Genomic DNA, 13311 nt, shown 5'->3' with positions numbered 1-13311 from the left:
GCACCGCCGGCCTTCGAAATCCGTCAAGGCTCGCCCTGGCCGATCGCTTCCTTGCGCCGGGCCACATAGGCCTCCAGCGCCTCGCGCACGGCGACATCCATGGCCGGTTCGACATAGTCCTCCAGCGCCTTCTTCCACAGCCGCGTCGCGCGCGCCGTGGCGTCGAGCCCGCCCGCTTCCTGCCAGGCTTCGTAATTCTGCCAGTTGGACAGCATCGGCTGGTAGAAGGCGGTGGCGTAGCGCTCCAGCGTGTGCGGCTCGCCGAAGAAATGGCCGCCGGTGGGCACCGCGCCCAGCGCCGCGACGGCAAGCTCGGCCTCGTCGACCACTATCGGGCGCAGAAACTCCATCATGTGCTGGATCATTTCGACATCGATGATGAATTTCTCGAACGACGCGGTCAGCCCGCCCTCCTGCCAGCCGGCGGCATGGTAGACGAGGTTGCCATGGCCGAGCACCGCGCCCCAAAGCGCCATCAAAGTCTCATAGGCGCCCTGCGCGTCGGCGGCGTTTGAAGCCGAACCTGGTGTCGTGCGATAGGGCAGCCCGTAGCGCCGCGCCAACTGCCCCGAGGCGACGTTGGCCTTGGTATTTTCCGGCGTGCCGAAGGCCGGCGCGCCCGACTTCATGTCGACATTGGAGGTGAAGGCGCCATACATCACCGGTGCGCCCGGGCGCACCAGTTGCGTCAGCACCACGCCGAACAGCGCCTCGGCATTCTGCTGCGCCAGCGCGCCGGCCAGTGTCACCGGGCTCATCGCCCCCATCAGCGTGAACGGGGTCACGGCCACCGACTGGCCGAACTCGGCCATGGTCATCAGCCCCTCGACCATCATCTCGTCGAAGCGGCGCGGCGAGTTGACCGAGATGATCGTGGTGACGCCCGGATCGTCGCGCATCTGGTCCAGCGTCAGCCCGCGCGCGATGGCCATCATCTCGATGCCGTCCAGCGCCCTGCCCCGGCCGATCGCCGAGACATGGAAGCTCTTGTCGGTCAGCTCCAGATTGGCGAGGTAGGTGTCGAGATGGCGCGAGTTGGCCGGCAGCTCCACCGGCGCGCAGACCTGGTTGCCCAGCATGTGGATGCAGTTGAAATGCTGCGCCAGCCGCACGAGGTCTGCATAGTCGCGCGTATTGCCGGCGCGGCGGCCGCGTTCCATGTCATGCACATTGGGCGGCCCGGCGACGAGCGTGAAGTTGATTGTATTGCCGCCGAGATGAACGGCATTGGTCGGGTTGCGTGGCGTCAGGGTGTAGTTTGACCGCGTGGTCTTCAAAGCCTCTGCGACCATGCCCCTGTCGATGCGGACATTCGCCGTCGCATGGTCAACCCTCGCGCCCGCCTTCTCGAACAGCGACAGCGCCCGCGCGCTCATCACTTCGATGCCGAAATTCTCCAATATGTGCATCGAAGCCTGGTGGATCGCCTCGACCTGGTCGGGCGCCAGCAAGGCCATCGGCGGATAAGGATTGACGACGCGCCTTGGAGGCAATTGAGGGATCGCCGACGGTCCCCTGTTGCTGGTGCGCTCGGCGCCGCGTTTGCGTCTTGGCTCGTTCATGCCAGGCATCAAAGCCCCAGCGAACCAGCCAAGCTGTCAGAAATACGTCGTTTGCGGGCGCGATTTTAGCCAAGGCGGCATCTACGAGAATGCTGTTTATGAAATCCGACGGAGTCCGTCGCAATACCAACAACCGACATCATCGGTGCGGACGCGTCTGGAGGGGTTAACGCCGGTCTCAAGATTCCTTTTATGATTTCAGCCTATTGCTCATCCAATGCGTAGTTCGAGTTTGAGTAAAATTGTTGCGGTTGGCGTTCTGCTGGCATTGTCGGCCTGCGCGACGGCGCCCAGCCATATCAACAATGTCTGCGCGGTTTTCGACCAGAATGACGGCTGGTTCGACAATTGGCAGTCGGCGGCCGAACGCACGCAGCAGAAATACGGTGTGCCGGTTCCCGTGCTGATGGCGACGGTGCGCAAGGAGTCCGGCTTCAAGAGCAATGCCCGGCCGCCCCGCACCAAACTGCTCGGCTTCATTCCGTGGAAGCACGTTTCGACGGCCACCGGCTTCTCGCAGGCGCTGGACGGCACCTGGTCGCAATATCAGCGCGAGACCGGCAACTGGGCGGCGCGGCGGACCAAATTCGCCGACGCGGTCGATTTCGTCGGCTGGTACCATTCCAAGACATCGGACACATACGGCGTCGCCCGCAACGACACCTACAATCTCTACCTCGCCTATTATCTCGGCTGGACCGCCTATGGCCGCGGCAACCGTGGCGACGCGGGCGTCCAGGGCTATGCGCGGGCAACCGACAAGATGGCGCGCGACTATGGCCAGCAACTGAGCCAGTGCGGCAACTGACTTACCGCCGTCGACCGATCAGTGCGGCTTGTCGCCGTCGACGGGCTTCGTAGCCCCTCCGGTTTCCGAGACCTCGTCGCGGACTTCGTGACGACGGGCTCGTGAGACAGCTTCGGTCTCCTCGACAGCCTCGCCTATGGCATCGGCTTCCGCGCCGCCCCGCTTGCCATGCGGCCGCTCAGGCGGTGTGCCGGCAAAGCCCGGCCCATCGGCATGCGGCGCGTCTTCCGGCACGCCCTCATTGGCTGCATGGTCCTTGTCGAACTTGATAACCGGCTCCATCGTCGCCAGGACGTCGTCCGACAGCCAGCACAGGCTCATATGGCCGTCGCCGAGATGCTTGACCGGCGGCACCTTGGTCTCGCACAGATTGTCCGGCACCAGCTTCTTGTAGCCGCACCGTGTCTGGAACGGACAGCCCGAGGGCGGGTTCATCGCCGAGGGAATGTCGCCCTCCAGCACGATGTGACGTTTGATGACGCTGGTGTCGGCGATCGGGATCGCCGACAGCAGCGCCTCGGTATAGGGGTGATAGGGCGGCGCGAAGATCTGGTCGGTCGTGCCCTGCTCGACGATATAGCCAAGATACATGACGACGACGCGGTCGGCGATGTAGCGCACGACGGACAGATCGTGGCTGATGAACAGCATCGTCGTCTTGTTCTTGCGCTGGATGTCCATCAAAAGTTCGGTCACCGCCGCCTGCACCGAAACGTCGAGCGCCGAGACCGGCTCGTCCGCCACCACGACCTTGGCGTCGCCGGCGAAGGCGCGCGCCACGCCGATGCGCTGCTTCTGGCCGCCAGAGAGCTGGCGCGGCTTGCGGGTCTCGAAGGCGCGCGGCAACTTCACCAGGTCGAGCAGTTCCAGCATGCGCTTGCGACGATCGGCGACGGTCTTGCCGACGTTGAATTTCTCCAGCGTGCGGATGATCTGCGAGCCCACCGAATGGCTGGGATTGAGCGTGTCGAACGGGTTCTGGAACACCATCTGGATCGACGATACGGTGTCGACGCTGCGCTTCTCGATGCTGGTCGACTGAATTTCCTTGTTGCCCAGCGTCACGCTGCCCGAACTTGCCGTCTCCAGCCCAAGCAGCACCTTGGCCAGGGTCGACTTTCCGCAGCCGGATTCGCCAACGATGGCGACCGTCTCGGATTCGCGCGCCATGAACGAGATCGTCTCATTGGCCTTGACGACGCGGCCTTCACTCGAGCCGAACACCTCATTGCCGCCGACCTTGTAGTATTTCCTGAGGTCCTCGATCTTGAGCACCGGCGCACCGGGCACGACACGTTCATTGACCTTCTTGGCGCCGGGCGGCAGCGCCTCCCAGTCGATCTCGTTGAAACGCACGCAGCGCGAGAAATGCCCGTCATGCCCCGCCACCTCGATCATCGGGATCTCTGCCGCGTTGCAGACGCCCTCGACGAAATGGTGGCAGCGCGGCCCGAAATTGCAGCCCACCGGCCGTTCATGCGGCAACGGCAATTGTCCTGGAATCGAGATCAGCGGCCGTGAATTCTTGTCGGCCCCAGGCAGCGGGATCGAGCGGAACAACCCTTGCGTATAGGGATGGCGCATGCGGTCGAACACGTCCTTGATCTTTCCGGTCTCGACCGCCTCGCCCGAATACATCACCGTGATGCGGTCGCAGGTCTCCAGGATCAGGCCGAGATTGTGCGAGACGAAGATCATCGAGGTGCCGAACTTCTCGCCCAGCCCCTTGACCAGTTCGACGATGCCCGCCTCCACCGTCACGTCGAGCGCCGTCGTCGGCTCGTCGAGCAGAAGCAGCGCCGGCTTCGACAGCAGCGCCATGGCGATGACGATGCGCTGCTGCTGGCCGCCGGAGAGCTGGTGCGGATAGGAGCGCATCATGCGCTCGGGATCCGGCAATTTGACGGATCGCACCATGTCGAGGGAGCGCTTGTAGGCCTCTTCCTTCGACACCTTGTCGTGGATCAGCGGCACTTCCATCAATTGCTGGCCGACCTTCATCGCCGGGTTCAGGCTGGCCATCGGCTCCTGATAGATCATCGCGATCTTGTTGCCGCGAATGGCGCGCAGCTCCTCGTCGGAAAGATCGCCCATGTCCTTGCCCTGGAACTTGATCTTGCCGCCGACGATCTTCCCGATGTTGGAGAGGTCGCGCATGATGCCCAGCGACACGGTCGACTTGCCGCAGCCGGATTCCCCGACGATGCCCATCGCCTCGCCCGGCATCACCGTGCAGGAGAAATCCATGACGGCGGGTATTTCGCCCTTGCGGGTGAAGAAGGAGATCGACAGGTTCTCGATCTCGATGATCGGCCCATCGGTTGGCTTGCCGGGATTTCGAACTGCCTCGTTCATGGGTCGCTCCAATCCAAATTTACCAGACGCGGGCCAGAGCCCGGCGATCAGTCCTTCATCGATTGCTCACGCAGAGAGTCCGCCAACAGGTTCAGACCCAGCACGAACGACATCAGCGCGATCGTCGGCGGCAGCGCCGGGTGGATGAAGGAACGCAGCAGGCGGCTGGCGTCCTTGATCGCCGTGCCCCAGTCCGGGCTTTCAGGCGCGAGACCGAGGCCGAAATAGCCCAGCGTGCCGAGCAGGATGGTTGTGTAGCCGATGCGCAGGCAGGCATCGACGATCAGCGGCCCGCGCGCATTGGGCAGGATCTCCCACAGCATGATGTACCAGGGCGATTCACCGCGCGTCTGCGCCGCCGCCACATAATCGCGCGTCTTGATGTCCATCACCAGGCCGCGCACGATGCGGAAGACGCCGGGGCTGGACGCGAACACCACCGCAACGAAGATGTTGAGCTGGTTGGGTTCGATATGGACGATGTGCAGCGGGTCCTTGTCGAACACCAGGCCAAGATAGACCCAGCCGCCGATCACCAGGGTCAGGCCCATCAGGATATAGAGCCGGTCGGGCCGGTTCTTGTAACGCGTCCAGAACAGCACGCTGAAGAAGATGATCGGAAACAGGAAGAACACGCCCGCCATGGCGTACGGAATCGGCGTGTCCATGATGCCCGGCGTCACCAGCAGGTAGAACAGCAGGATCACCGGGAAGGCCAGCACCAGGTTGGCGAGGAACGACAGCACCGTGTCGATCTTGCCGCCATAATAGCCGGCCGGCAGGCCAAGCGTGATGCCGACCATCAGCGCGAACCCCGTCGCGGCAGGCGCGATGATCAGCACGATCTGGCTGCCATAGACCATGCGCGAAAACACGTCGCGCGCCAGCTTGTCGCCGCCGAACAGATAGGCAAGTCCCGATTTCGCCTCGATGGCGCCCGGCAGCGTGTCCTTCATCTCCGGGATTTGCGCCAGCGGATCGAAGGGCGCGACAGTGGCGGCGAAGATCGCCGTGAACAGCCAGAACAGGCAAATGCCGACGCCGACGATGCCGACGCCGCTGTCGAACAGCTGGCCGTAGAGCCCCAGCTTCTTCTTGTAGGCGAAGCTCGCCCCCATGACGATGATGAGAGCGATCCAGACCGGCCAGAAGCGCGACAGCACTCCAAGCACGACACTGACGGCGCTGATATATTCGACCTGCATCCGCCTGATCTCCTACTGGACTCTGATACGCGGGTTGAGAAACGCGTAGCCGACATCGGAAATGAGCTGCGTGATCAGCACGATGAACACCGAGACCAGCGAGCAGCCGAGAAGCAGGTCGATGTCGTTGTTGCCAGCGGCCTCGACCAGCGTGTAGCCGAAGCCCTGGTAGCGGAACATCACCTCGACGATGACGACGCCGGTGAGCAGCCAGGGGAACTGCAGCATGATGACCGTGAACGGCGCGATCAGCGCGTTGCGCAGCGCATGTTTCACCACCACGCTGCCAAAGGAAAGACCCTTCAATCGGGCGGTGCGGATATATTGCTGCGTCATCACCTCGACCATCGAGGCGCGCGTCATGCGGGCGATGTAGCCTATGCCGTAGATGGCCAGCGTCATGACCGGCAGCGTGAAATTGTAGAAGGTGATGCCCTGGCTGGCGGATGCCGCCGAACCATTCAGCCAGCCGAGCCATGAGGCGAAGATGACGGTGAAGATGACGCCCGAGACATATTCGGGTGTCGCCGTCGATGCGATCGACGCCACCGACAGCACCCGATCCGTTCGCGATCCCTCGCGCATGCCGGCCAGGATGCCGATCAGCAGCGAAATCGGCACCATGACGGCCAGCACCCAGAACATGAGGATCCCGGTGGCGCCGAGCGCCGGGAACAGCTTGGCGGCCACGGTGTTCTTGAACTTGGTCGAGCAGCCGAAATCGCCCTCGAGAACGCCGGCAAAGGTCGGCACGACCGGGTCATTGCAGAACGAAAACCGCTGCGCCGGCTTGCCGGTAGCCGGGTCCGTCACCGGTTGCTTTGGCACTACGCCGAGCCACTGCCCATAGCGGACGAAGAAGTTCTGCCGGTAACCATGATTGGCCAGCCAGCTCTCGAGCTGGTCGGCCGATGTATGCATCTCGGTCTGGCTGATCGCCAGCTTCTTCAAGTTGGGTTCGAGGTTTATCAGGAAGAACACGACCATGGTCAGGCACAGCATCGTCAATGCCATGGTGCCAAGACGCCTGAGAACGAAGGAAAGCATGGCGGCCCCCTGCCGATGGGTTGGGGATTGAGCCGGCTACGAAAGCCAACCCGGCCGTGACCGGCTGGGCTGGCTGTCAAACAGGCCTTCGGATGCGATCAACTCTGTTATCTTGCATGACCTTGCCCGCGAGCCCGCGACTTTTCGAGAAGCGCGGACCAACAGGGACGGATGCCAAGAGCGGGAGAAGGGACCGGTGGCCCCTTCCCTCATCGGTCCGATCAAGCCTGGTCGAGCCAGACCTTACCGTAGTCGTGCTCGTAGGTCGGGTGCATCTTGTAGTTCTGCACCGCCTTGACCGAATGGCTGAAGAGCTTGCGCCAGTACGGCTGGATCATGATGCCGGAATCCTGCAGGATCTGCTCGATATCCTTCATCATTTCCTTGCGCTTGGCGGCATCGGCGACCGAAAGCGCGGCGTTGAGCTTGGCGTCCCAGTCCGGATTCGACCAGGCCGCCTCGTTCCAGGCCTCGCCGGTGCGGTAGGCGATGGCCAGGACCTGCACGCCGAGCGGGCGCATGTTCCAGTTGGTCATCGACAGCGGATACTTCGTCCAGTCGTTCCAGAACGTCGAGCCCGGCAGCACCGTGCGCTTCACCTTGATGCCGGCGTCGCGCAGCTGCGCCGCGATGGCGTCGCCGGTGTTCTTGTGCCAATCCTCGTCGACGGTGATGAGGTCGTGCTCGAAATCGGCCTGGCCGGCTTCCGCCATCAGCGCCTTCGCCTTGGCTGGGTCGCGCTTGATCTTCGGCAGTTCGTAATATTCCGGATGGATCGCGCAGACATGGTGGTTTTCAGCGACCGTGCCGGCATTGCCGTAACCGAGCTGAAGAACGACGTTGTTGTCGACGGCAAGCTGCAGCGACTGACGCACCTTCTGGTCGTCGTAGGGCTTGTTCTTGACGTTGGTGCGGCAAACGATGGTCGCCGCCGTCACGACTTCCGACTTCACAAGGTCCATGCCGTCAAGGATCGACACATAGTCGGCAGAGGTCTCGAAGTTGGTGTGCACTTCACCGGCTTCGAAAGCGCTGACCATGGCCGCCGGATCGGTGCCGTAGTCGATGAACTCGATGCCGTCGAGGAACACTTCGCCGTCCCACCACTTGTTGTCTTCGCGGCGCTTGTAGACCACTTTCTGGCCGACGTCGTAGGACACGAGCTCGAACGGACCGGTGCCGATCGGGCAGGCTTTGAAATCGCCGCCCTTCTCGTCAAAGCTCTTGTGAACGATGAGGCCGGGGTAGTCGCACATGTTGGGGATCAGCGCGATGTCGGGCTTGGCCAGCTTCAGCACGACCGTGTGATCGTCCTTCTTGGTGACCGCGCTCTCGTCGAGCTTATCGTCCTTGACCAGCGAGCCGAGACGGCCGGGCATGGAATTGCCCTCGGCTTTCTTGTCGCCCCAGCGCTTCAGGTTGAAGATCACGTCATCGGCGGTGAAGGCGTCGCCGTTCGACCAGGTGACGCCCTTGCGAACATGCAGCGTGTATTCGGTGGCGTCGTCGTTCACGTCCCAGCTTTCCAGCAGATAGGGACGGAACGTGTATTCGGTGGTGTATTTGACCAGCGGCTCGAGCGCCTGGCGCTCGGCATTGGCGATTTCCGACCAATCGGCCTTGCGCGGGTCCTTCGGATCCTTGATCCACTGCGCGACCTTCAGCGTGCCGCCCTTCTTGCCTTTGACTTCCTCGGCCCTGGCCGGCGTCGGGTCGGCGAGGCCGAGCATGCCGTAGGCCATCGCCGTCGACGCGCCGAAGACGCTGGCGAGCGCCAGGAATTCGCGGCGATCGACCTTGCCTGCCTTGGCTTCCTCGGCCATGGCCAGGATGTGATCCGGAACGCGGTCGCCGTTACTCTTGTAGATCGTCATGACTAACTCCCATTGTTGGCTTTCTGCCTTTTAACATTCCGCATCCAGGCCATCATGTCAAAGACCGCATGGATTGGGAACATGTTTAGAGAATGTGCAACTTTGGAAGGGGGGCGGTTCGCGTGATAACGACAGTCTTGGCGCAAAATTGCTATTGCGCCGCACTATTCGTTTGAATCTCCGAACGCCGTTAAACTGAGCCATTCGCCGGGATTGGAACAGCGCCAGCCTTCATGTCCGGTGAGGCCAGACATCGCCATCGCCTTAATATTCCTTCTCGTAGAAGATGCCGCCCTTGGCCTCGCCGCCATCATTGGCCTCGCCGCGCAATTTGACGCCGCGCCCGACATTCAGGTCGATCGTCGCCTTGCCCGAGCCCGGCTTGTCGCCCTTCTGGATCGTCACATAGGTGCGGTCGTTCAGATACTTGCCGGCCGAGACGGATGTGCCGCCCTGGTCGTCGGTGGTGACGTCGAGATCGTCGACGCCGATCGCGCTGCGCAGATTTTCGAGCAGCGAGGTCGAGCCGCCGACGCCAGCCAGCTGGCCGGCCGCTTCGGCGAGCTGGGCGATCTGCAGCGGCGACAGGTTCGACATCGAGCGCCCGAAGATCAGCTGGGCCAGCACCTCGTCCTCGGGCAATGCCGGCACCGAGGAGAAGGTGAATTTGGGGTTGTTGGCCTCGCCCGACACCACGATGGTGACGGTGGTGCTGCCGGTCGTCGTCGTCGCCGTCAGGTTGAGGTATGGCACCAGCGACCCGGAAAAGCCGACCGTGCCTTCGGTGAAGGTCAGCCGCTTGCCCAGGATCGACAGCCGCCCGCGCTGCAGCGTGAAGGTACCGACCGCCTGCGGCGACGAGGCCGGACCGGTCAGCCTCAGCGAGCCACCGAGTTCGGCGTCGACGCCCCGGCCCTGGATGAAGATCTGGTTCGGCGCGTTGACCGTGACATCGAGGGCGAGACCACTGCCGCTTTTACCGCCGCTGGTCGTCGCCGGACGCAGCGCCTTGTCCTGCGCCCTGACGGCGCTTGGCGCATTCTTGTGCTTGACGTCGAGCGCCGCCAGCGAGCCCGGCAATTTGTCAGGAACGGTGATCACGGTCTTGGCGAGATTGACGGTGCCGGCGATGACCGGCGCCGAGATAAGCGGGCCCTTGATCGTCAGGTCGCCGCCGAGATTGGCGGTCACCACCCTTCCATCCGTGTAGCGGCCGTCGACCAGCTTGATCGAGAGGTTGGCCGGAAACCCCTGCGCCGGATCGATACCGACCGTGCCGCTGGCCGACAGGCTGCCGCGCGTCGACAGGGTTCCGGTGAGCCGGTTGATCCTGGCGACGCCGCCGCCGATCGACACATCGGCCGTGAGATCGTTGACCGCGAGGCCGGAACGCGCATCGACCAGACGCGCGCCGGCGGTGCTGACGTTGCCGCCAATGACCGGCGAGGTCGCCGGACCACGCACCTGGACGTTGACTTTGGCCGTTCCAGCCAGCGACAGGCCTTGTGCGGCGAGCTTCTGGGCAAGGATGCCGAACGGCACGGAGCCGTTGAAGTCGAGCACCAGGGCCGGCGTGCCAGACGTGGTCACCGTGCCGCCGCCCTTGAGGTCCAGCCCGCCGCCGGCGCCGACAGTGGCGTTGAATGTCAGCTTGTTGGCGGCAAAGGTGCCGGAGGACGCGACGCTCACCGCGCTGATGCCAGCGCCCCGAGTCTGCGACGTCTGCACGCCTGAAGCATCGACGTTGAAAGCAACCGATGGACTGGCCGGCGCGCCGGTCACCTTGACGGTGCCCGAGATCGAGCCGGCGGCATCGAGGCCTGGCGAGAAACTGTTGGCCAGTGACATCGGCACCCGTGCAAGCGTCGCGTTGATGTCGAGCGCCGTGCCGATCTTGCCGGTCACCGTCGCCGTGCCGCCGCCAAGGTTGAGCACCAGCCTGTCGAGCGTCGTCATGCCATTGGCGATGGTGACGGTCGAGGCCTGGGCGATGGCTGCCTTGATGCCCTGGACCGTTGCCTGGCCGGAAGCGAGTTCGATGGTCGTGGTGCCGTTCACCACTCTCACGCGACCCGCGGCCTTGGCGGGAATGCCCTTGACCGTCGCTCCACCGGAGAAGCCGGTCCAGTCGCCGTCGCGTTTCAGGTCAACATCGATGCCGCTGATCACCGTGCCGCCCGAGGTAACGGTCTCGGCACGGACCTTTCCGGAGATCACCGGGGCAGCCAGATAGTTGGCGATCAGCGCATCGATGGATACAGCCTTCGCCTGCAGGTCGCCGCGCGAGATCGATGCCGTGGTGGCCTTGATCGCGACTTGCGGTCCGGTGCCGTTCTTCGAAAATGCGATCGTGCCGCGAACGTCGCCTTCGGCCTTTTCCAGCGCCAGCGCCGCCAGCGGGCCGATATCCGGCAGGTCGAGCGAGACCGTGCCTTCAGGCACGAAGTTCTCGTCCAGCGCCAGGTCGCCCGAGATCCTGTTCTTGCCCAGCGACAGCAGCAGGCCGTTGATGGCGCTCTTGCCGTCAGCCGTCGCCAGCACCGCGCTGCCCTGCAGGGGCTGGCCGGCGACATTGCCGGTAAGCTGCACATTCGCCGCCGGGTTGGCGGAATCGGCCTTGCCCGTGGCCGTCAGCTTCAGTCCGGTGATCTCGCGCGCCGCGACCAGCAGCCGGTCGCTGTTGACGGTGAGCGACAGGTCGGGCGCCGTTGCCGGACCCTGCGCGTTCAAGGCAAAGGCGATGGCGCCCTTGGCGTCTTTCGACAGCAAGGAGATATCGGTGAGCGAGCCCGAAATGTCGGCGGCCACCTTGTTGTCGGCGAGGCTCGCCTGCCCCTGCGCGGTCAGCGCACCCGACGTCAATTTCAGCCCATCGACATTCACATTTCCCGTGGCGTCGCGCTTCAGCGTCGCGCTGAGTTCGGTGCGTTCACCAAGGACGCCACGAGCGGCCGCCGGCAGCGCCGCCGACGCCGCGTCGGCTTTCAGGTTGAGGTCGATCGCTCCGTCCGCCAGGGACACCCGACCGGTGAAGCCGCTGTTCAGCGCATCGCTCGTCACCGAGCCGCTGTCGATGGTGATCGCGTCGGCGGCAAGGCTGCCGGCGACCTTCGCCGTGACCTTGCCGGCGATCAGCGGCGCGATGGTCGCATTGTCGAGGCCGATCCTGTCGGCCGAAACCGTGGCCGAGATCGGCCCGGTCCGAGCCTTGAGGTCGAACGCTTCGGAATGCAGCGCGACCGCCATGCCTTCGATCCTGGCCAGTTTGGTGGCGACGGAGGGCAGCGTCGCCGAAATGTCGAGCCGCGGCCGCGCACCTTCCCCTGCCGCCTTTACCGAAAGGGTCTGCAGTTCGAGCTTGATCGGGCTTTCCGCGCTGCCAAGCGTCAGCGGCAGGCTTGGCCCGGTGGATGCGAGGTCGAGCGTGAAGTCGCTGGCGCCGTTCGGGTTTATGGCGCCGGCGGCCTTGCCCGAAATCTTGTCTCCGCTCAGCGTCGCGTGGTCGAGAGCGACGCCACCGGCCATGGTGTAGTTGCCGGCCGCGTCGACGGCGAGCGGGCCAAGCGCGGCCTGCCGCGTCTGGCTGGTCTCGACCCCTGTCAGCTGCGCGTTGAACCGGACATCGGGCGCGGCCGGCGAGCCGGTCACGCGCGCCGTGCCGCCCAGCGTGCCAACGGCATCGAGGCCGGGCGAAAAATCATTGGCGAGCGCCGCCGGCAGTGCGGAGAATTCCGCTGCCAGGTCGAGCGTCTCGCCGGCGGTTCCAGACAGGGTCACCGAGCCGCCACCCACATCGAGCGCCAGCCTTTCGATGCTGGTCGTGCCATTGGCGATGCTCAGCGCCGAAGGTTGAGCGATTGCCGCCTTGATGCCGCGAACCGTGGCGTCCCCCGAGGCTATCTCGACGCTGGTGATGCCGTCGGCGATCCTGACCCGGCCGGCGGCCGTCGCCGGAATGCCCGCTATGGTCGCTCCGCCGGTGAAGTTGGTCCAGTTGCCGTCGCGCTTGAGGTCGACGCCGATGGCGCCGATCTGCGTGCTGCCCGAGGTGACGCTGTCGGCCTTGATCGAACCGGCGATCGCGGGCGCCTTCAGATAGTTCGCAATCAGTGCATTGACGGTGATGGCCTTGGCCGTCACTTCGCCGCGCGCGATCGACGTGCTTCGCGCATCGATGGCGACGGAGGGCGCTTCGCCCTCCTTGCCGAACTTGATGGTGCCATTGATGTCGCCTGTCACGGCTTGCCCGGCAAGGGCAGCCAGCTGGTCGATGGCTGGCGCGGCGAGCGTCAGCGTGCCCTGGGGCAGGAATTTGTCGTCCAGCGCGAGATCACCCGAAACCTTGTTGTCGCCCAGCGAAACCAGGAAACCATTGATCGAACGCTTGCCGTCGCTCGTCACCAGCGCCGCCTTGATGTCGAGTGCCTGTTCGTTGACCAGACCGGTCAGCGCGATGGTGG

The 13311-nt window shown here is 64.0% G+C and carries 7 protein-coding genes; 1 reads left to right on the top strand and 6 read right to left on the bottom strand.

The genetic code is table 11. The features are described from left to right. Positions 1 to 23 precede the first annotated feature (23 nt). On the bottom strand, positions 24 to 1562 hold the full coding sequence (locus WC739_RS07285) for a trimethylamine methyltransferase family protein (protein WP_372952348.1): 1539 nt from the start codon (positions 1560 to 1562) through the stop codon (positions 24 to 26). A 217-nt stretch (positions 1563 to 1779) separates the two neighbouring features. On the opposite strand from WC739_RS07285, the gene WC739_RS07280 reads away from it, so the two are divergent. Further along, positions 1780 to 2370, top strand: a complete 591-nt coding sequence (locus WC739_RS07280) for a transglycosylase SLT domain-containing protein (protein ID WP_372952347.1) — start codon at positions 1780 to 1782, stop codon at positions 2368 to 2370. Positions 2371 to 2388: 18 nt separating this feature from the next. On the opposite strand, the gene WC739_RS07275 is transcribed toward WC739_RS07280, so the two are convergent. The 5 genes from WC739_RS07275 to WC739_RS07255 form a co-directional block, all read right to left on the bottom strand. Then, positions 2389 to 4725 (bottom strand): dipeptide ABC transporter ATP-binding protein, encoded by a 2337-nt coding sequence (locus tag WC739_RS07275; protein WP_372952346.1) that lies wholly within the window; start codon positions 4723 to 4725, stop codon positions 2389 to 2391. Between the two features lie 47 nt (positions 4726 to 4772). After that, positions 4773 to 5930 (bottom strand): ABC transporter permease, encoded by a 1158-nt coding sequence (locus WC739_RS07270; RefSeq protein WP_372952345.1) that lies wholly within the window; start codon positions 5928 to 5930, stop codon positions 4773 to 4775. 12 nt (positions 5931 to 5942) lie between these two features. Further along, positions 5943 to 6977, bottom strand: a complete 1035-nt coding sequence (locus WC739_RS07265; protein WP_372952344.1) for an ABC transporter permease — start codon at positions 6975 to 6977, stop codon at positions 5943 to 5945. Between the two features lie 221 nt (positions 6978 to 7198). After that, positions 7199 to 8851, bottom strand: a complete 1653-nt coding sequence (locus WC739_RS07260) for an ABC transporter substrate-binding protein (RefSeq protein ID WP_372952343.1) — start codon at positions 8849 to 8851, stop codon at positions 7199 to 7201. A 264-nt stretch (positions 8852 to 9115) separates the two neighbouring features. After that, the coding region (locus tag WC739_RS07255; RefSeq protein WP_372952342.1) for a translocation/assembly module TamB domain-containing protein at positions 9116 to 13311 on the bottom strand (4196 nt) is incomplete at its 5' end.

The organism is Mesorhizobium sp., from assembly GCF_041661565.1.
Classification (GTDB): Bacteria; Pseudomonadota; Alphaproteobacteria; order Rhizobiales; family Rhizobiaceae; genus Mesorhizobium.
Note: the sequence above shows the minus strand (reverse complement) of the source record. Positions and strands in the feature narration are given on the sequence as shown.